This is a genomic window from Streptomyces sp. CWNU-52B (assembly GCF_047444975.1).
GTDB lineage: Bacteria > Actinomycetota > Actinomycetes > Streptomycetales > Streptomycetaceae > Streptomyces.
In genome coordinates this window covers 414,816-432,189 of record NZ_JBLFJV010000019.1, presented here as the reverse complement: position 1 = coordinate 432,189, position 17,374 = coordinate 414,816, and the positions used below count along the sequence as shown (strand labels likewise).

Here is a 17,374-nt window from a genome sequence, read left to right as displayed (position 1 = left end):
CAGAAACTGCGCGTCACGCAAATATGCGTTTCACGCAATTTCCCGACCGGGGTAGCTGGGCCGGGTGGACTTTCCCTGATTCACGCCACTCGGCCCGGCCGCACGCAAATACGGTGCCGAACGGCAGGGACGTACGAGTACGAGTACGGGACTCAGCGACACAGCGGGACGGCGGAGGCACCTGAGATGACGCAGGCGGACGTTGACACGGAACGGCTCAAGAGCGAGGCGGACGAACCGGGTTGGGAGGTCGACCCGGACGACGACTGGGGCGTGGCGGTCGTCACCACCGTGGGGCGGCAGTTGAAGCTGCGCCGGGAGGCGAAGGGCATGCGGGCCGCCGAGTTCGGGAAGGCGGTGGGGTACGGAGAGTGCCTGGTCTACAAGATCGAGGGAGGCAGACGCATCCCCCGGGGCGAGTATCTGGACCGGGCGGACGAGGTGTTGGGGGCGGGCGGGCTGCTCTCGGCGATGAAGGCGGACGTGGCGAGGGTTCGGTACCCGAAGAAGGTCCGGGACATCGCCAACGCCGAGGCGAAGGCCGTCGAGCTGCAGCTGTACGACCCCCTCAACATCCACGGCCTGTTGCAGACCCCGGAGTACGCACGCGGGCTTCTGCTGATGCGGCGCCCCGCGTACACGGAGGACGAGGTGCGGCAGTTCATCGCCGCACGCGTGGCCCGCAAGGCGATCTTCGAACGGGACCCGGCACCCGAGCTCAGTTTCGTCGTGGAGGAGTGGACGCTTCGACGCCCGCTCGGCGGGAGGGCGGTGCTGCACCGCCAGCTCGAACATCTGCTGGACGCAGGGCAGTTGCGCAACGTCGAGCTACAGATGATGCCGATGGACCGTGAGGAGCACGCAGGAGTGGACGGCAAGATCGAGGTGCTGAAGTTCGCTGACGGCTCGGCCGTGGGACGGTCACCGGTCGTGGCCGGCGGCCGATCGGTCTCCGAGCCCAGGCAACTCCGCGTTCTGGAACTGCGGTACGGCATCATCCGGGCTCAGGCGCTCACCCCCCGTGAGACCATGGCCTCCATCGAGCGATTGCTGGAGGAAACATGATCCGCAACACCTCGGCCGGGAACCCCTCCGACCTCACGTGGTTCAAGAGCAGCTACAGCAGCGGTAGCGAGGGCGACTCCTGCATAGAGATCGCCACCGCCCCCGGAGCGGTCCACGTGCGCGACTCCAAGAACCTCGCAGGCCCTCGACTCGCGCTCACGCCGCACGTATGGACGGACTTCGTGACGTACGCGTCTGGGAGCTGACCGCCGTACGCCTCCCGGCCGAGCACGCCTACGCGCCCGCGCGACCGGGGACGACGGTTGGCCGACCGTCTCTCGTGAAGTGGGCTCCGGCCGCTCGGTGACGTACGCGGGTCTCGCCTGACGGTTCGCACGGAAGGGGCGGCGCTCGTCAGCGCTGCCCCTTCCGGCTCTCCGCCCCCCCGGGCCTGAAGTGCCCGAGGGCGCCCTCGCACGTCAGGGGCGCCAGCCGTCGTTGATGCGGCCCTGCTGTACCCGGGTGGTGCCGCTGCACGTCCCGGTGTCGGGGTCGCCCCAGATCTTGATGGCGTCGGCGTCGTTCGCCCAGGTGGTGCCGTTGGGGTGGGTGTAGTTGCCGAGGTTGACGGCGGTGTTCCGCGGGATGCAGATGTACGCGTCCGGGGAGGCGCCCTGGTCGATCAGCCAGACGGAGTCGTCGTTACGGGTGTTGACGACCGCGTCCGCCCGGTTCCCGCCACCGATGATGGGCTGGTAGGTGGTGTCCTGGTAGTAGCTGAAGATGCTGCCGCTCGAGTAGGAGCCGTCGTACAGACACACGCGCGGGTACGAGCAGCCGTACATGCTGGTGGCGGAGGCGGGCGAGGCGCTCATGGTCACGGCGCCGGTGGCCAGGGCGGTGACGGCGAGAGCGGTGGCGCCCAGGCGGGTACGTATCGCGCGGAGGGTCATGAGTTTCCCTTCAATTGAACGAACCGCGAAAGCAGCGGAAAGAACGACGGACGAACTTCTCTTCCTTCATTCGGCGCGCCCTTGTTCCTCATTCCTCCAGGAACGACGGCCTCACCCGTGGACTTTAAGGTCGCCGCGAGCATCGGACTTTGTCGGTGGTGCAGGAAACTTTGTCAGTGGCGCACCGCCTCAAGGTGACGCCGCATCAGGAACGCGTCAGGTCAGGGGCCTGCGTGTGCGCGTCGAAGCCGTTGCGCCGCAAGAGCGAATCCTGCCAAACTGACGTCAGGAACCGTCCACGTAGAAGGGTGTCTTGTGGGGCAACGGGGCGAGGTTTTGGCAGGCCGGCTTTATGACCGATACAGACGAGAGTCCACCTCATGAGCCCGGTCCTGGACACCGCGCTCATGCCACCGCAGGACCGGAAGGAATTAGTCCGGAACGCGGTGTGGGAATCCGTGGTCGCGGTCGATATCGACCACCCTCTGCCGGCCGAGGACATCTCCGTCCGTATAGGGCTCGGCGCCGTCGGGCCTCTCAGGATCTGTTCGGCGCGGGCGACCGCCGTCACCATCCACCGGACGGAGCAGCTGGCCCGGGTGGACGAGGAACCGCTCGTGTTCCTCGGTCTGCAGATGACGGGCACCAGCCTGGTGGTGCAGAACGGCCGCGAATGTCTGCTGAGACCCGGGGACTTCGCCGTCTACGAGTCGACCTCTCCCTACACGCTTCTCTTCGACGAGGGAGTCGACCACCACTTCCTCCGCCTCCCCCGCGCGGCGCTCGCGCTCCCCGAGCGGTTGCTGCGGGACGCCTCCGCGATCCCCCTGGGCCCCGGCAACCCCGTCGCGCGCCTCGCCTTCACCTACTTCTCCCAACTGGCCGTCAGCGACGAACTGCGGCAGGGCGCGCATGCCGACGCCGTCGTGGCACCCAGCATCGAACTGCTCCGCGCCGTCCTGACCTCCCAGCAAGGCGACACCGGTCGGGCCAGGGCCTCGTTGGAGGCGACGCTCAGTCTGCGGATCACCCACTACATCCGGGCACACCTGGCCGAACCCGATCTGTCGGCGGCACGGATCGCCGCCGCGCACGGCATCTCCGTACGCCACCTCTACGCCGTGCTGTCCCGGTCGGGCATCAGCCTCGGAGACTGGATCCGCACACATCGCCTGGCCGAATGCAGACGGGAGTTGGCGGGCCCGAACAGCCGGCTGCGGACCATCGCGGCGATAGGGCGGAGCTGGGGCTTCCTGGACGCGACCCATTTCAGCAAGGTGTTCAAGCAGACCTACGGAATCTCGCCCCGCGGCTGGCGCGACCAGAACCGCCCCCGCTCCTCCGTGTGAGGGTCTGCCGCTGCGCTCCACCCCGCCGAGGTGGCGCGAAAACGCTCTGTGGGTCACGTCGGCCCGGACCGACGTGACCCACGGGTGCAGTGGCTCTACGGCTTCAGCACTGGCGCAGGCCGGGAGCCGGGTCCACGCCGGTCTTCAGGGAGACGGCGGGGACGTTGCCCCACTGGCCGTTGTCGAGCTGGGTCCAGTACCAGATGTCGTTCTGGCCCTGGTGGGGGTCGCCGTGGCCCCAGCACACGAACCAGTTGAACCCGGTGGTGAGCGTGCCGCGGGTGGCAGAGCGGTACGAGCGGTCCGCGTACCCCTTCGCCCCCACCGCGTTGCCGCAGTACAGCCGGCCGTCGGAGCGGACCCCGCACTCGGCGGCGTGGGCGGTGGTGGCGGGCACGAAGAGGGCGAGCAGGGCGGAGGTGACCAAGGCGCTCAGCGCAGTGGTCATGCGTCGGGTATTCATGATCCATCCAACGGTTCGGCCCGAGCGAGGTAACGCCCAATCTCGGCCACCGACGTCCGTGATCGTGCGCCCTCGGTCGGCACGTCTTGTCAGCCGTCAGTCGTCCGTCGGACTAGTCAGCCGAACTCGTCCGTCGAAACACGTCCGTCGAACCGCTCAACCGTGCTGCGCCGCGGCACTTCCCCCGAGCCGCCACATCTCATAGTTCCCGCATTCCGCCGTGACCTGGGCCGTCGCCTGCGCCGCGGCGAAGAAGTCGTCGACCACCGGCGAGGTGCGCGATGCCGCCATCGCCAGATACACCTGGTCGGGCGCGAGTTCCGGAATGGGCACGTAACTGATGTCCGGATGCGAGTAGAACACCGTCGCCGAACGGGCCAGGAACGAGATGCCCCGCCCGGCCGCGACATGTTCGAGCGTCTCGTCCACCCCGCGCACCCGGTACCCGGCGTTGGGGTGCCGACGCCTGGTGGGCTGCGTGCTCGGGTCCGCGTTCCAGACCAGCGGCTCGCCCGCCAGGTCGACCTCGGTGACCTCCTCCTTGCCGGCCAGCCGGTGGCCGGCGGGCAGCACCGCCACTCTCGGCTCGGTGTACAGCGGGATGACGCGCAGGCCGGTCTCCTCGATGGGCAGCCGCACATAGCCGACGTCGATGCGGCCGTCGAGCAGCATCGCGGCCTGGTCGTCCGCCTCCAACCGCTGCACGTCCACCAGAACGTCCGGGTGCCGGGCGGCGAACAGCTCCACCGCGGGGGCGACCGCGATGCCCGCCCGGAAGCCGACCATGATCCGCCGGCTGCCCCGCGCGGCCACGGTCACCCGGTGGCGGACCGCGTGCGCGGCGGCCAGCAGCGGGCCTGCGTCGGTCAGCAGCTGCCTGCCCGCGTCGGTCAGCGCCACGCCGTGGCGGTCCCTGGTGAACAGCGGGGCGCCGAGGTCCTGTTCCAGCGCGCGGATCTGACGGCTGAGCACCGGCTGCGCGATATGCAGCTCTTCGGCGGCGCGGCCGAAGTGCAGCCTGTCGGCGACGGCGACGAAATAGCGCAGTTTACGCAGGTCCAGATCCTTACGCGGGTCCAGATCCATGGAACCTCCCCGGTCCGGTGATGCCTCCAGGGTATCGCAACAGTTGAAAGAGGTCTTGGACACCGGCTCAGGCCACTGGCACATTGAATGCATACCGCCCTCGCGGGGCCGGAGCGAATTCGCCGAAGGTTATTCATACAGGAAATTCGCACACGGAATTCGGTACAGAAATCAATCTCCTGAAGGAGCGCCGAGAACATGACGACTGTGGCATTCATCGGAAGCGGATCCATCGGCACCACCATCGCGCGGCTCGCCGTCGAGGCCGGGCACCGGGTCGTGCTCAGCAACTCGCGCGGGCCCGAAACACTCGCGGACACGGTCGCGGACCTGGGGTCGCCGGCGTCCGCGGCGACGAGCGCGGAGGCCGCGGCGGCCGGTGACATCGTCGTGGTCTCGGTGCCCGTCAAGGCGTTCCCCGACGTGTCCGCCCTGCCGCTGGCCGGGAAGACGGTCATCGACACCTGCAACTACGGCCCCGAGCGTGACGGACACGTCCCCGAGCTCGACGGCGGGTCGCTCACGTCGAGCGAACTGCTGCTGCGGTACCTCCCGGACGCCGTCGTCGTGAAGGCGTTCAACAACATCTACTACGAGCACCTGCGCTCGCTCACCCGCCCGGCGGGGGCGGCCGACCGCTCGTACCTGCCGATCGCCGGGGACCCGGAGCCGGCGAAGGCAGCGGCGGCGAAGGCGGCGGTGACCGCGTTCATCGAGTCCATCGGGTACGGCGTCGTGGACGCGGGACCGCTGGCCGACGGCTGGCGGCAGGCGACGGGCACACCGGTGTGGGGGACCCCCTACGGGGCGTTCTCGGACGCGAAGGGCCTGCCGGTCGGCGAGGACGCCATCCGCGCCGCACTGGCCGCCGCGACGCGGTGACGCGGTGACCTTCACTCCGGGAGCAGATTGCCCCTCTTGGACAGGAGGAACTTCTTGAACGCCGTCACGGGTGCGGTGTCCGGATGGCCGTCCAGCCAGGCCACTCCGATCTCCCGGGCCGCACGCGGGGCCGTGACCGTCAGTTCCACCACTCCCGGGCGGGCCACCGCCGGCGGTGGCAGCAGGGCCACTCCCAGGCCCGCCGCCACCAGGCCCCGCAGCGTCTCCGCCTCCTCGCCCTCGAAGGCCACCCGGGGCCGGAAGCCCGCCTGCCGGCACAGGTCGTCCGTGATGCGGCGCAGGCCGTAGCCGGGTTCCAGGGTGACGAACGTTTCGTCCGCCGCCTCGGCCAGCCGGATGCGGCGGCGGGACGCCAGGCGGTGGTCGGCCGGGACCACCAGGCGGAGTTTCTGTTCGTCCAGGCGGCGGGCCACCAGGTCGGGGGCGTCCGGGACGGGTGAGGTGAGGCAGAGGTCGAGTTCGCCGGAGCGCAGGCGCTCGATCATCGCCTCGCCGTAGTTCTGGACGAGACTGAAGCGGACCCTGGGGTGGTCCACGCGGAAGGCCCGGATCAGGGCGGGCACCGTCTCGGAGCCCATGGTGTGCAGGAAGCCGAACGCGACCTTGCCGGTCGTCGGGTCGGCGTCCGCCCGTACCTCGTCGGCGGCCCGCTCGATCTCGGCGAGGGCCCGTTCGACCGAGCCGAGGAACGTACGGCCTGCCGCGGTCAGCGAGACCGTGCGGCCCCGGCGGGCGAAGAGGTCCACGCCCAGGTCCTGTTCGAGGCGGACCATCGCCCGGGACAGCGTCGACTGCGGGACCTGCATCTCCTGCGCGGCCCGCGTCACATGCTCGGTGCGGGCGACCCCGGCGAAGTACGCCAGCCGCGGGGCCAGCAATCTCGACATGCCCACGATGTCTTCCGTGTCACCGGACGGTGACAGGCGACTCTCTGACCTCTGCTGATGCGTCACGGGAACGATTATGGCAATTCCATGCATTGGACGGATGAAAGGGAGGTCTTTAGGTTCGAGGCATGCCTTCCGCCAGTACCGGGGCGTCCACCACCGTGGTCGCCCCCTCCGCCGCCACTCCCGACGTCCCCACCCGCCCCGACGTCCCCACCGTGCCCGTCGACTCCCGGCTGACCCCGGGCGGGCCCGGCTACCGGCGGATGAGCTTCGCGCTCTTCCTCGCCGGTGTCGCGACCTTCGCGCTCCTCTACTCCACGCAGGCCCTGCTCCCCCTGATCTCCGCCGACTTCGGGGTCACGGCCGGCACGGCGAGTTGGACGGTGTCGGCGGCGACCGGCGCGCTGGCCCTGTTCGTCCTGCCGCTGAGCGCGCTCTCCGAGCGGTTCGGGCGGCGTACGTTGATGACGGCGTCCCTGGCCGTCGCCGTGGTCGTCGGACTCCTCGTGCCCTTCGCCCCGTCGGTCGGCTGGCTGATCGCGCTGCGGGCGGTCCAGGGCGCGGCACTGGCCGGTGTGCCGGCCTCGGCGACGGCCTACCTGGCGGAGGAGGTACGGCCGAAGATGCTGATCGCCGCCATCGGCCTGTTCGTCGCGGGCAACAGCATCGGCGGGATGAGCGGCCGTGTCGTCTCCGGCTGGATCGCGCAGGAGTGGGGCTGGCGGGTGGCCGTCGGAGTGATCGGCCTGATCGCGGTGGGCTGCGCGGTGGCCTTCCGGCTGCTGATCCCGGCGCCCCGGCACTTCAGGACCGGTTCGCTGCGCCCCGCGGTGCTGGTCCGCACCGTCCGCGGCCACCTCGCCAACCCGCTGCTGCGCAGGCTGTACGCGATCGGCGCGCTGTTCATGACGGTGTTCGGCGCCGTCTACACGGTGATCGGCTACCGCCTCTCCGAGGCCCCCTTCTCGCTCCCCCAGGGTCTCATCGGCTCGATCTTCCTCGTCTACCTGGTCGGTACGGTCACGGCGTCGACGGCCGGGAAGCTGGTGGACCGGCTCGGGCGGCGCGGCGCGCTGTACCTGGGAGGCGGTACGACGGCCGCGGGGCTGCTGCTGTCGCTCGCGGACGCCCTGCCCCTCGTACTGCTCGGTCTCGTATTGATCACTGCGGGCTTCTTCACCGGGCACGCGGTGGCGTCCTCCTCGGTCAGCCACACGGCGAAGGAGGGCCGCGCACAGGCCTCGGCGCTGTACCAGTCCTTCTACTACCTGGGGTCCAGCGCGGGCGGCACGCTCGGCGCGGTCGCCTACCACTCCGGCGGCTGGGCCGGGACGGTGGCCCTGGGCCTGCTGGCGGTGTTCGGCGTCGGGGCGATCACCCTGCTCGGGTCGCACGCGGCCCGCGCGCAGCGGCGGCCGGTGGCCGTGCCGCACTGACACACCTCCCGGGGGCCAATCGCGGTCCGCCCGGGGCCAACCGGCGAACATGCGCGTGCAGGTCAGGACAGCAACTGTCCTGACCTGCACGTTTTCCAGCTCGGGGGGCCATTGTCAGTGGGCTGCGGTAGCTTCCGAAGTGCCGGCGCCGCAATGGGGCGGCGCGGGCGCGACGGACAAGGCCGCACAGGGGTGGGTTGGCTATGAGCGACGGTACGGCGACGGTGGACGACCTGGACGTCCGGCTGGAGAAGCACCGGGTCGAGCTGACGGGGTACTGCTACCGGATGCTCGGCTCGTCCTTCGAGGCCGAGGACGCGGTCCAGGACACGCTGGTGCGGGCCTGGCGCAGCTACGACAAGTTCGAGGGCCGCTCCTCGATGCGTTCGTGGCTGTACCGCATCGCGACGAACGTCTGCCTGGACATGCTGACCGCGGGCAACAAGCGGGCCCGCCCCATGGACCTGACGGACTCCACACCGCTCGCGCAGGCGGCCCTGACCCCGCGCCCGGACCACACGTGGCTGGAGCCGATGCCGGACGCGCGCGTGCTGCCGACCGTCACCGACCCGGCGGAGGCCGCCGTGGCCAAGGAGTCGGTGCGCCTGGCCTTCATGGCAGCGCTGCAGCAACTGCCGCCCAAGCAGCGGGCCGTGCTCATCCTGCGCGAGGTCCTGGCGTGGAAGGCGAGCGAGGTCGCCGAGCTGCTCGGCACCACGGTCGCGTCGGTGAACAGCGCGCTCCAGCGGGCCCGCGCCACGCTCTCGGAGAGCGAGAGCGTGGCCTCCCGGGCGGTCACCTCGGATCCGCTCGACGAGGAGCAGCAGAAGCTCCTGGAGCGCTACGTGGCCGCCTTCGAGGGGTACGACATGGCGGCGTTGACGGCGCTCCTGCACGAGGACGCCATCATGACGATGCCGCCGTTCGACCTGTGGCTGACCGGCCCCGCGGACATCACGGGCTTCATGGCGACGCTCGGCGCGGCCTGCGCCGACTCCCACCTGGTCCCGGTCGCGGTGAACGGCCTGCCGGGCTTCGCCCAGTACAAGCCCGACCCGGAGACGGGCGGCCGTACGGCGTGGGCCGTGCAGGTCCTGGAGATCTCAGAGGGCCGGATCACCGGGTTCCACTGCTTCCTCGACACGGAGCGGTGGTTCCCGCTGTTCGGGCTGCCCCTCCACCTCGAAGCGGAGGCCGACCAGGGCGAGTAGCGCGCGCAGTGCGGGGTCCGGGTCGCGCAGTCTGATCCGGCCCCCGGCGCGACGGGCGGCGAGTTCGAGGCGGGCCAGTACGTCGACGGTCGTCAGCCCCGGTGGTCCGAGGCCGGCGACATCGCAGACGACGACTCCGGCGCCGCTGCGTCGCAGCCGTGCGCGCACGTCCTCGCACAGCCTCGGCACCTCGTCTCGGGCGACGGGGCCGGGCAGTACGAGTACGGCGGGTGTCATGGCGTCCACGTGCGGTAGACCGGACGGCGGCACGGAACTCATCGCACCCTGCGGCGAGCCGGGCCGGACCCCGGTACCTGGCCGACGGCGTGAACGGATGCTACGTTTCATGTGGCTAGCCACATACAAGCATCCCGCACAGGAGCAGCGAATGACCGAGGCCGAGGCCACGTCGAGGCCCCCGAGCGCCGCGCGCGACGGGCACCTCAGTTACGCCATCTTCCAGCTCGCCCGCGCCCACCGCGGCCACGCCGCCACGATGCTCCGCGCCATGAGGCTGCACCCGGGACAGGAACTGCTGCTGATGCAGCTCTTCGACCGCGACGGCCAGACCCAGTCCGAACTGCTGGAGAGCGCCGGCCTCGACCACTCCACCGTCTCCAAGTCGCTGCGCCGCATGCAGGAGGCCGGGCTCCTCACGAGGGAACCCGCCGCACACGACCGGCGCGTCATGGTCGTCCATCTGACCGACGCGGGCCGCGCCCTGCGCGCGCCCATCGCCGACATGTGGCGCACGCTGGAGGAGATCTCCGTACGCGATCTGACGGCGCAGCAGATCGAGGCGTTCACCGCGTCCGCGTACGCGATCGAGCGGTCGGTCAGGGACCACGGCCGCCAGGCGCCCGCGGACGAGTAGCAGGTCACGCCCCGTGGCGCCGGGGTGCCGGCCGTCGCACAAGGTCACATTGACCTGGGCATGTCCGACCCCGGAGGGTTGGGTGTATGCCCCATGAATCAGTACCCCTCGCTCGACCGACACCGGACCGGCGCCGCTCCCCCGCCGGGCTTCCCCGGGGGCTCCGGGAGGTGCCGTGCAAGGGGTGCTGAGCGGCTTCGCGGTCATCGCCGTCGTCATCGGCGTCGGCTATCTGATCGGGCGGCGGGGTTTTCTCGGCGACAACGGCCGGGAGGTACTGACCAAGCTCGCGTTCCATGTCGCCACACCCGCGCTGCTGTTCACCACGCTCGCGCGGGCCGACCTGTCGGTGATCCTGTCGAGCCGGCTGCTGGTGACGGCGGTCAGCACGCTCGCGGTGGCGGGGGTCTTCGTCGCGGTCGGTGCCGTACGCCGCTGGGGTGTGGGCCGTACGACGATCGGCGCGCTGTGCTCCAGCTACGTCAACGCAGGCAACCTCGGTATCCCGATCGCCGTGTACGTACTGGGCGACGCCTCGCTCGTGGCCCCGGTCCTCCTCTTCCAGCAACTCGTGATGACCCCGGTCGCCCTGACGATCCTCGACCTGTCGGGCCCCGGTGAGAAGCCGTCCCTGTGGCGGCGGGTGACCTCCCCGGTCCGCAACCCCATCGGGATCGGCTCACTGTCCGGGGTGGCCGTCTCGGCGACCGGTCTGAGCGTCCCCGGCCCCGTCATGGACCCGCTGACCCTGATCGGCAACATGTCGGTGCCTGCGGTCCTCCTGGCCTTCGGCATCTCCCTGTGCGGGAGCACGATGCCGGGCCGCGGCGCCGACCGGACCCCGGTGCTGCTCTCGGTCGCCCTGAAGTCGGTGGGCCAGCCCCTGGCGGCCTGGGCCCTGGCGGCGGGCGTCTTCGGTCTGCGGGGCGAGCCCCTGCTCGACGTGGTCGTCACCTCGGCCCTGCCGGCCGCGCAGAACCTCTTCACGTACGCCTCCCGCTACCGCGTCGGCGAGGTACTGGCCCGCGAGTCGATCCTGCTGTCGACGATGCTGGCGGTGCCGGTGCTGGTGGTGATCGCGGCGCTGCTGGGGTGATGGCCGGGTCAGCCGACGGGAAACTCGCTGGTGTCCGGGTCGAGGTCGACCGGCTTCGGCAACGGACAGTCCCCGAGGAACGCGTTCATGAGGTGATCCAACATGCCGAACGGGACCGGCGGGCGTTCACCGGTCCCGTTCACCCGAATGGGTAAACCGCAGGTCAGGCGATGCGTTCCAGCACCACCGGGGTCGCCGTGAAGGGGGTGCCGGGGGCCGCCACGTCGTACGCGCCCTCGACCGCCCGCAGCGCGTACTCGAAGCGTTCCGGGGTGTCCGTGTGGAGGGTGAGGAGCGGCTGGCCCTCGGTCACCGTGTCGCCCGGCTTGGCGTGGAGTTCGATGCCCGCGGCGGCCTGCACCGGGTCCTCCTTGCGCGCGCGGCCCGCGCCCAGACGCCAGGCGGCGACGCCGATGTCGTACGCGTCCAGGCGGGTCAGTACCCCGGTGGCGGGGGCCTTGACCACGTGCTGCTCGCGGGAGACGGGCAGCGGCGCGTCCGGGTCGCCGCCCTGTGCGGCGATCATGCGGCGCCAGACGTCCATCGCGGAGCCGTCGGCCAGCGCCTTCGCCGGGTCGGCGTCCTTCACGCCCGCCGCGTCCAGCATCTCGCGGGCCAGCGCCAGGGTCAGTTCCACGACGTCGGCCGGACCGCCGCCCGCCAGGACCTCGACCGACTCGCGGACCTCCAGGGCGTTGCCCGCCGTCAGGCCCAGCGGGGTCGCCATGTCGGTGAGGAGCGCGACCGTGCGTACGCCGTGGTCCGTGCCGAGCCCGACCATCGTGGCGGCCAGTTCGCGGGCGTCCTCCAGCGTCTTCATGAAGGCGCCGGAGCCGACCTTCACATCCAGGACGAGCGAGCCCGTGCCCTCCGCGATCTTCTTCGACATGATGGAGGAGGCGATCAGCGGGATCGCCTCGACCGTGCCGGTCACGTCCCGCAGCGCGTACAGCTTCTTGTCCGCCGGAGCCAGGCCGTCGCCCGCCGCGCAGATCACCGCGCCGACCGAGTCCAGCACGGCGAGCATCTCCTCGTTCGACAGGGCCGCGCGCCAGCCCTTGACCGACTCCAGCTTGTCCAGGGTGCCGCCGGTGTGCCCCAGGCCCCGGCCCGAGAGCTGCGGGACCGCCGCGCCGCAGGCCGCCACGAGCGGAGCCAGCGGGAGCGTGATCTTGTCGCCGACGCCGCCCGTCGAGTGCTTGTCGGCCGTCGGGCGGGACAGCGACGAGAAGTCCATGCGCTCGCCGGAGTCGATCATCGCGGCCGTCCAGCGGGAGATCTCCCGGCGGTTCATGCCGTTCAGCAGGATCGCCATGTTGAGGGCGGCCATCTGGTAGTCGGCGACCTCACCGCGCGTGTAGGCGTCGATGACCCAGTCGATCTGCTCGTCGCTGAGCTCGCCGCGGTCCCGCTTGGCGCGGATGACGGAGATGGCGTCCATCGACAACGAGGTCATGGCTTCCCTTCAGTAGTGCAGCGGCCCCCCGGAGTCCCCAGGGGGCCGCCCGTGATTTACCTGGTGAGGTGCTCCGGCCCGAAGGCCTGCGGCAGCATCTCGGAGAGCGGAAGGAGCCCGGCGGGGGTCTCCAGGACGAGATCGGGCCCGCCGAACTCGTACAGCAGCTGGCGGCAGCGGCCGCACGGGACCAGGATCTCGCCGTGGCCGTCCACGCACGTGAAGTGCGTGAGCCGGCCGCCCCCGGTGTTCTGGAGCTGCGAGACCAGGCCGCACTCGGCGCACAGACCGATCCCGTACGAGGCGTTCTCCACGTTGCACCCGGAGATCACCCGGCCGTCGTCGACCAGGGCCGCGACACCGACCGGGTAGCCCGAGTACGGGGCGTACGCGCGGGACATGGCCGCGCGGGCCGCCTCCCGCAGGACCTCCCAGTCGACGGCCCCGGCCTCGGCCCGGCCGGCCGGCGTCACTTTCCTTGCCCTCGTCGGTAGGGCATGCCGTCCGCCTTCGGCATCCGCAGGCGCTGCGCGGAGAGCGCGAGGACGAGCAGCGTGACCACGTACGGGGTCGCGGTGACGACCTGGTTGGGGACCTCGTTGGTGGTGGTGTACCAGAGGAACACCAGCACGCCGACGACCGCGGTGATCGCCGCGGGCACGTACCGCTTCCGCCACACCAGGTAGGCCGCGCCGATGATCAGCAGCAGCGCCAGGAGCAGCAGCAGCGCGTGCACGTTGGTGCCGCCGCCGCGCAGCTTGAGGCTGTCGGTGTAGCCGAACAGGCCCGCGCCCAGGGCGAGTCCGCCCGGCATCCAGTTGCCGAAGATCATCGCGGCGAGACCGATGTAGCCGCGGCCGCCGGTCTGGCCCTCCAGATAGATGTTGGAGGCGACCAGCGAGAGGAAGGCGCCGCCGAGTCCGGCGAAGCCGCCGGAGATGATCACGGCCAGGTACTTGTACTTGTAGACGTTGACGCCGAGCGACTCCGCGGCCACCGGGTTCTCGCCGCAGGAGCGCAGCCGCAGCCCGAAGGAGGTGCGCCACAGCACCCACCAGGTGAGGGGGACGAGCGCGACGGCGATCACGGTGAGCGGCGACAGGTCGGTGAAGAGTCCGCCGACCAGGCCCGCGAGGTCGGAGACCAGGAACCAGTGTTTGCCGTTGAGGGTCTGCAGCCAGTCCGAGAGACCCGGGATGTCGAAGGTGCCCAGCGAGTCGACGGGCGGCGACTGCTTCGACGTACCGCCCTCCTCGCCCTCGAAGGCGAAGGTCGACAGATAGCGGGTGACGCCGAGGGCCAGGATGTTGATGGCCACACCGGAGACGATGTGGTTGACGTTGAAGGTGACGGTGACGACCGCGTGCAGCAGGCCGCCGAGCGCGCCGCCGATGATGCCGAACGCGATGCCGGTCCAGGGGCCCCACTGGAAACCGGCCCAGGCGCCGAACCAGGTGCCGAGGACCATCATGCCTTCGAGGCCGATGTTGACGACGCCCGCGCGCTCGGCCCACAGACCGCCGAGACCGGCGAGGCCGATCGGCACGGCCAGGCGCAGGGCGGTGGACATCTGGCCGGTCGAGGTGATGCCGTCCGCGTCGGTGACGAGCCGGACCACGGAGACCAGGACGAGCAGCCCCGCGATGAGCAGGAGCAGGACCGGGAGCGAGATACGGCGGCGGCCCCGGGCGGGCTTCGGCGCCTGCGGCTTGGCGACGGTAGAGGTGCTCATCGGGCAGCCACCTCCTTCTTGGCGTTGTGGTGGGCGGCGGCAGCGGCCAGTTCCGCTCCGACGCGCCGCTGCTGGCGGCGCAGGCCCCAGACACGTACGGCCTCGTAGGAGACGACGACCGCGATCACGATGAGGCCCTGCATGATCACCGCGATCTCCTTGTCGTACGCCACCGGGGTCGCGTAGTCGAGAGCGGGCGAGGCCTTGTCGAGGAACGCGATGAGCAGGGCGGCGAAGGCGATGCCGACCGGGTTGTTGCGGCCGAGCAGCGCGATGGTGATGCCGGTGAAGCCGAGGCCCGTCGGGAAGGACAGGCTGTAGGTGTGGACGTCGCCGAGGAGGATGGGCAGGCCCGCGAGGCCCGCCATGCCGCCGGAGATCAGCATCGCGGTGAGGACCATGCGCTTGGCGTCCACGCCGGAGGCGGCCGCCGCGGACTCGGAGGCGCCGGTGGCGCGCAGGTCGAAGCCGAAGCGGGTGCGGTTGAGGACCAGCCAGTACAGGACGCCCGCGAGCACCGCGATCAGCGTGAAGCCGTAGATCTCGCCCGCGTCACCCATGTCGAAGCCGGGGAACCAGCCGGACTCCTTCATCACGCCGGTGGTCTGGTTGTTGCCGAGCGGCTTGCCCCAGACCTCGGTGAGGGTGAGGTAGCCGATGAGGCTGGTGGCGATGGCGTTGAGCATGATCGTCGCGACGACCTCGCTCACCCCGCGGGTCACCTTGAGGACACCCGCGATGCCGGCCCAGAAGGCACCGGTGAGGACGGCGATCAGCATCAGGAACGGGATCTGCAGGGCGGCGGGCAGCGACACGTGCGCGCCGACGACCGCGGTCATCATGGCGGCGAGGCGGTACTGGCCGTCGACGCCGATGTTGAAGAGGTTCATGCGGAAGCCGACGGCCACCGCGAGGGCGGCGAGGTAGTAGACCCCGGCCTGGTTGATGATCAGGACCTGGACGTCGGCGAACCCGGCCTGCTCGAACATCAGCGTGTACGGCTCGATCGGGCTCTTGCCCGAGGCGAGCAGCACGAACGACGTCAGCACCACGGCCGCCACGAGCGCGATGACCGGTCCGGCCACCGCGAGGAGCACTCGCTCCTTGTCGAACTTCTTCATCGGGCCTCGTCCTCCGGGGCTGCCTCTGCCTGGCTTGCCTGCTGTTCGTGCGCCACGTGCTCCAGGTGGCCGGAGGCGGCGCCGGTCATCGCCGAGCCCAGCTCCTCGGGAGTGATGGTCGCCGGGTCGGCGTCCGCGACGAGCCTGCCGTCGTAGATCACCCGCAGGGTGTCGGAGAGGCCGATCAGTTCGTCCAGGTCGGCGGAGATCAGCAGCACGGCCAGGCCCTCGCGACGGGCCTCTCGGATCTGGTCCCAGATCGCAGCCTGCGCGCCGACGTCCACCCCGCGGGTGGGGTGGGCGGCGATCAGGAAGCGCGGCTTGTGGCTCATCTCGCGGCCGACGATCAGCTTCTGCTGGTTGCCGCCGGACAGGGAGGCCGCCGTGACGTCGATGCCGGGCGTCCGGACGTCGTACTCCTCGACGATGCGGCGGGTGTCGGCCTGCGCTCCCTTTATGTCCAGCCAGAAGCCCTTGGTGTTGGGCTTCTCGGTGACGTGGCCCAGGATGCGGTTCTCCCACAGCGGGGCTTCCAGGAGCAGACCGTGGCGGTGGCGGTCCTCGGGGATGTAGCCGACGCCCTGCTCGCGGCGCTTGCGGGTGGGCCAGGAGGTCATCTCCTCGCCGATGAAGCGGAGGGCACCCGAGTCGGCGTTCTTGAGGCCGATCAGCGCGTCGACCAGTTCGGTCTGGCCGTTGCCCTCGACGCCCGCGATGCCCATGACCTCGCCGGCGTGGATGGTGAAGGTGACGTCGTCCAGGACGCGCTTGGCGTCGCCGCCCGCGGCGTCCGCGAGCGGGCCGGCGGTCGCGGATCCGGCCGCCGCGGTCCCGCCGGCCGCCCCCGCCTCGCCGAGGGAGGCGCCGCCGCTCGCGTAGACGGTGAGGTGCTCGACCTCGATCACCGGCTTGTCGGTGACCGTCGACTCGGCGGTCTCCGGGGTGGGCAGTTCGCTGCCGACCATCATCTCGGCGAGCTGGCGCGAGGTGGTCTCGGCGGGCACGGCCGTGCCGACCGTCGTACCGCGCCGGATGACGGTGATCTCGTCGGCGACGGAGAGGACCTCGCCCAGCTTGTGGGAGATGAAGATGACGGACAGGCCCTCGGCCTTGAGCTCGCGGAGGTTGTCGAAGAGCGCGTCGACCTCCTGCGGCACGAGGACGGCGGTGGGCTCGTCCAGGATCAGGATGCGGGCGCCGCGGTAGAGGACCTTGAGGATCTCCACACGCTGGCGGTCGGCGACGCCGAGGTCCTCGACGAGGGCGTCCGGGCGCACCCCGAGGCCGTACCGCTCGGAGATCTCCCTGATCTTCTGACGGGCCGCGGCGCCGATGCCGTACAGCTTCTCGCTGCCCAGGACGACGTTCTCCAGGACGGTGAGGTAGTCGGCCAGCATGAAGTGCTGGTGGACCATGCCGATGCCGCGCGCGATGGCGTCGGCGGGGCTGGCGAAGGCGACCTGGTCGCCGTCGACCGCGATGGTGCCCTCGTCCGGCTTCTGCATGCCGTAGAGGATCTTCATCAGGGTCGACTTGCCCGCGCCGTTCTCGCCGACGAGGGCGTGCACGGTGCCCTTGCGGACGGACAGGTGGATGTCGTGGTTGGCGACGACACCGGGGAACCGCTTGGTGATCCCCGTCAGTTCGACCGACACGGTCGTCCCGGGCGACTCGGTGGACCCGGCAGGCCCGGTCGGCGGCGCGGCGTGCGGGGGGCCCGGAGGGCTGCTGGACGCGTCGATGGCGCACTCTCCTCTTGGAAAAGGGGGCCTGTCTACGCGCGTAGCGCCCCTACTTCG

The 17,374-nt window shown here is 70.5% G+C and carries 18 protein-coding genes; 8 read left to right on the top strand and 10 right to left on the bottom strand.

Annotated features, from left to right (window positions below; all coding sequences use genetic code 11):
* The first annotated feature begins 186 nt into the window (after positions 1-186).
* Both ACLVWQ_RS19755 and ACLVWQ_RS19750 read left to right on the top strand, forming a co-directional pair.
* Positions 187-1,065, top strand: coding sequence for a helix-turn-helix domain-containing protein (locus ACLVWQ_RS19755; protein WP_414110218.1), 879 nt, complete (start codon positions 187-189; stop codon positions 1,063-1,065).
* Positions 1,062-1,271, top strand: coding sequence for a DUF397 domain-containing protein (locus tag ACLVWQ_RS19750; RefSeq protein WP_414110216.1), 210 nt, complete (start codon positions 1,062-1,064; stop codon positions 1,269-1,271). Before ACLVWQ_RS19755 ends, ACLVWQ_RS19750 begins: the two co-directional genes overlap by 4 nt.
* 213 nt (positions 1,272-1,484) lie before the next feature.
* Here the strand turns inward: ACLVWQ_RS19750 and ACLVWQ_RS19745 are convergent, their stop codons facing one another.
* Entirely contained in the window at positions 1,485-1,958 is a 474-nt protein-coding gene (locus ACLVWQ_RS19745) for a hypothetical protein (protein WP_414110215.1), read from the bottom strand.
* A 380-nt stretch (positions 1,959-2,338) separates the two neighbouring features.
* On the opposite strand from ACLVWQ_RS19745, the gene ACLVWQ_RS19740 reads away from it, so the two are divergent.
* A complete protein-coding gene (locus tag ACLVWQ_RS19740) occupies positions 2,339-3,307 on the top strand; it encodes a helix-turn-helix domain-containing protein (protein WP_414110214.1) in 969 nt (322 codons plus the stop codon).
* Between the two features lie 103 nt (positions 3,308-3,410).
* Here the strand turns inward: ACLVWQ_RS19740 and ACLVWQ_RS19735 are convergent, their stop codons facing one another.
* Complete coding sequence (locus tag ACLVWQ_RS19735) at positions 3,411-3,755, bottom strand: hypothetical protein (protein ID WP_414110213.1); 345 nt, start codon at positions 3,753-3,755, stop codon at positions 3,411-3,413.
* A gap of 171 nt (positions 3,756-3,926) precedes the next feature.
* The gene (locus tag ACLVWQ_RS19730; RefSeq protein ID WP_414110211.1) at positions 3,927-4,856 is read right to left on the bottom strand and encodes a LysR family transcriptional regulator; all 930 of its coding nucleotides are present in this window, start codon (positions 4,854-4,856) and stop codon (positions 3,927-3,929) included.
* 198 nt (positions 4,857-5,054) lie between these two features.
* On the opposite strand from ACLVWQ_RS19730, the gene ACLVWQ_RS19725 reads away from it, so the two are divergent.
* Entirely contained in the window at positions 5,055-5,738 is a 684-nt protein-coding gene (locus ACLVWQ_RS19725) for an NADPH-dependent F420 reductase (protein ID WP_414110209.1), read from the top strand.
* Between the two features lie 11 nt (positions 5,739-5,749).
* On the opposite strand, the gene ACLVWQ_RS19720 is transcribed toward ACLVWQ_RS19725, so the two are convergent.
* Positions 5,750-6,712, bottom strand: a complete 963-nt coding sequence (locus ACLVWQ_RS19720) for a LysR substrate-binding domain-containing protein (RefSeq protein WP_414110208.1) — start codon at positions 6,710-6,712, stop codon at positions 5,750-5,752.
* Between the two features lie 62 nt (positions 6,713-6,774).
* Here ACLVWQ_RS19720 and ACLVWQ_RS19715 point away from each other — a divergent pair, with 62 nt between their 5' ends.
* Together ACLVWQ_RS19715 and ACLVWQ_RS19710 are read left to right on the top strand one after the other, a co-directional pair.
* Complete coding sequence (locus tag ACLVWQ_RS19715; RefSeq protein ID WP_414110206.1) at positions 6,775-8,085, top strand: MFS transporter; 1,311 nt, start codon at positions 6,775-6,777, stop codon at positions 8,083-8,085.
* Positions 8,086-8,288: 203 nt separating this feature from the next.
* Positions 8,289-9,296, top strand: a complete 1,008-nt coding sequence (locus ACLVWQ_RS19710; RefSeq protein ID WP_414110204.1) for a sigma-70 family RNA polymerase sigma factor — start codon at positions 8,289-8,291, stop codon at positions 9,294-9,296.
* On the opposite strand, the gene ACLVWQ_RS19705 is transcribed toward ACLVWQ_RS19710, so the two are convergent.
* Entirely contained in the window at positions 9,189-9,575 is a 387-nt protein-coding gene (locus ACLVWQ_RS19705; RefSeq protein WP_414110203.1) for an STAS domain-containing protein, read from the bottom strand. The genes ACLVWQ_RS19710 and ACLVWQ_RS19705 overlap by 108 nt on opposite strands.
* 109 nt (positions 9,576-9,684) lie before the next feature.
* Between ACLVWQ_RS19705 and ACLVWQ_RS19700 the strand changes: the two genes are divergently transcribed.
* Both ACLVWQ_RS19700 and ACLVWQ_RS19695 read left to right on the top strand, forming a co-directional pair.
* Positions 9,685-10,170, top strand: coding sequence for a MarR family winged helix-turn-helix transcriptional regulator (locus ACLVWQ_RS19700; protein WP_414110202.1), 486 nt, complete (start codon positions 9,685-9,687; stop codon positions 10,168-10,170).
* A 175-nt stretch (positions 10,171-10,345) separates the two neighbouring features.
* Positions 10,346-11,266, top strand: coding sequence for an AEC family transporter (locus tag ACLVWQ_RS19695; protein WP_414110200.1), 921 nt, complete (start codon positions 10,346-10,348; stop codon positions 11,264-11,266).
* A gap of 163 nt (positions 11,267-11,429) precedes the next feature.
* On the opposite strand, the gene ACLVWQ_RS19690 is transcribed toward ACLVWQ_RS19695, so the two are convergent.
* From ACLVWQ_RS19690 to ACLVWQ_RS19670, 5 genes are all read right to left on the bottom strand, one after another.
* The gene (locus tag ACLVWQ_RS19690; RefSeq protein WP_414110405.1) at positions 11,430-12,707 is read right to left on the bottom strand and encodes a thymidine phosphorylase; all 1,278 of its coding nucleotides are present in this window, start codon (positions 12,705-12,707) and stop codon (positions 11,430-11,432) included.
* A 71-nt stretch (positions 12,708-12,778) separates the two neighbouring features.
* Positions 12,779-13,195 carry a cytidine deaminase gene (locus tag ACLVWQ_RS19685; RefSeq protein WP_414110199.1) on the bottom strand — a complete coding sequence of 139 codons (417 nt, stop codon included), beginning with the start codon at positions 13,193-13,195 and terminating at the stop codon, positions 12,779-12,781.
* On the bottom strand, positions 13,192-14,454 hold the full coding sequence (locus ACLVWQ_RS19680) for an ABC transporter permease (protein WP_414110198.1): 1,263 nt from the start codon (positions 14,452-14,454) through the stop codon (positions 13,192-13,194). Before ACLVWQ_RS19680 ends, ACLVWQ_RS19685 begins: the two co-directional genes overlap by 4 nt.
* Positions 14,451-15,575 carry an ABC transporter permease gene (locus ACLVWQ_RS19675; protein WP_414110197.1) on the bottom strand — a complete coding sequence of 375 codons (1,125 nt, stop codon included), beginning with the start codon at positions 15,573-15,575 and terminating at the stop codon, positions 14,451-14,453. Before ACLVWQ_RS19675 ends, ACLVWQ_RS19680 begins: the two co-directional genes overlap by 4 nt.
* Positions 15,572-17,317 (bottom strand): ABC transporter ATP-binding protein, encoded by a 1,746-nt coding sequence (locus ACLVWQ_RS19670; RefSeq protein ID WP_414110404.1) that lies wholly within the window; start codon positions 17,315-17,317, stop codon positions 15,572-15,574. The genes ACLVWQ_RS19675 and ACLVWQ_RS19670 overlap by 4 nt, the downstream gene beginning before the upstream one ends.
* Positions 17,318-17,374: the final 57 nt, after the last annotated feature.

Excerpts from the sequence above, each read along its gene's own strand:
- ACLVWQ_RS19750 (WP_414110216.1), top strand. The coding sequence starts at position 1,062 with ATGATCCGCAACACCTCGGCCGGGAACCCCTCCGACCTCACGTGGTTC.
- ACLVWQ_RS19755 (WP_414110218.1), top strand. The coding sequence starts at position 187 with ATGACGCAGGCGGACGTTGACACGGAACGGCTCAAGAGCGAGGCGGAC.
- ACLVWQ_RS19680 (WP_414110198.1), bottom strand. The coding sequence starts at position 14,454 with ATGAGCACCTCTACCGTCGCCAAGCCGCAGGCGCCGAAGCCCGCCCGG.
- ACLVWQ_RS19745 (WP_414110215.1), bottom strand. The coding sequence starts at position 1,958 with ATGACCCTCCGCGCGATACGTACCCGCCTGGGCGCCACCGCTCTCGCC.
- ACLVWQ_RS19690 (WP_414110405.1), bottom strand. The coding sequence starts at position 12,707 with ATGGACGCCATCTCCGTCATCCGCGCCAAGCGGGACCGCGGCGAGCTC.
- ACLVWQ_RS19735 (WP_414110213.1), bottom strand. The coding sequence starts at position 3,755 with ATGACCACTGCGCTGAGCGCCTTGGTCACCTCCGCCCTGCTCGCCCTC.
- ACLVWQ_RS19725 (WP_414110209.1), top strand. The coding sequence starts at position 5,055 with ATGACGACTGTGGCATTCATCGGAAGCGGATCCATCGGCACCACCATC.
- ACLVWQ_RS19730 (WP_414110211.1), bottom strand. The coding sequence starts at position 4,856 with ATGGATCTGGACCCGCGTAAGGATCTGGACCTGCGTAAACTGCGCTAT.
- ACLVWQ_RS19740 (WP_414110214.1), top strand. The coding sequence starts at position 2,339 with ATGAGCCCGGTCCTGGACACCGCGCTCATGCCACCGCAGGACCGGAAG.
- ACLVWQ_RS19700 (WP_414110202.1), top strand. The coding sequence starts at position 9,685 with ATGACCGAGGCCGAGGCCACGTCGAGGCCCCCGAGCGCCGCGCGCGAC.
- ACLVWQ_RS19675 (WP_414110197.1), bottom strand. The coding sequence starts at position 15,575 with ATGAAGAAGTTCGACAAGGAGCGAGTGCTCCTCGCGGTGGCCGGACCG.
- ACLVWQ_RS19705 (WP_414110203.1), bottom strand. The coding sequence starts at position 9,575 with ATGAGTTCCGTGCCGCCGTCCGGTCTACCGCACGTGGACGCCATGACA.
- ACLVWQ_RS19715 (WP_414110206.1), top strand. The coding sequence starts at position 6,775 with ATGCCTTCCGCCAGTACCGGGGCGTCCACCACCGTGGTCGCCCCCTCC.
- ACLVWQ_RS19710 (WP_414110204.1), top strand. The coding sequence starts at position 8,289 with ATGAGCGACGGTACGGCGACGGTGGACGACCTGGACGTCCGGCTGGAG.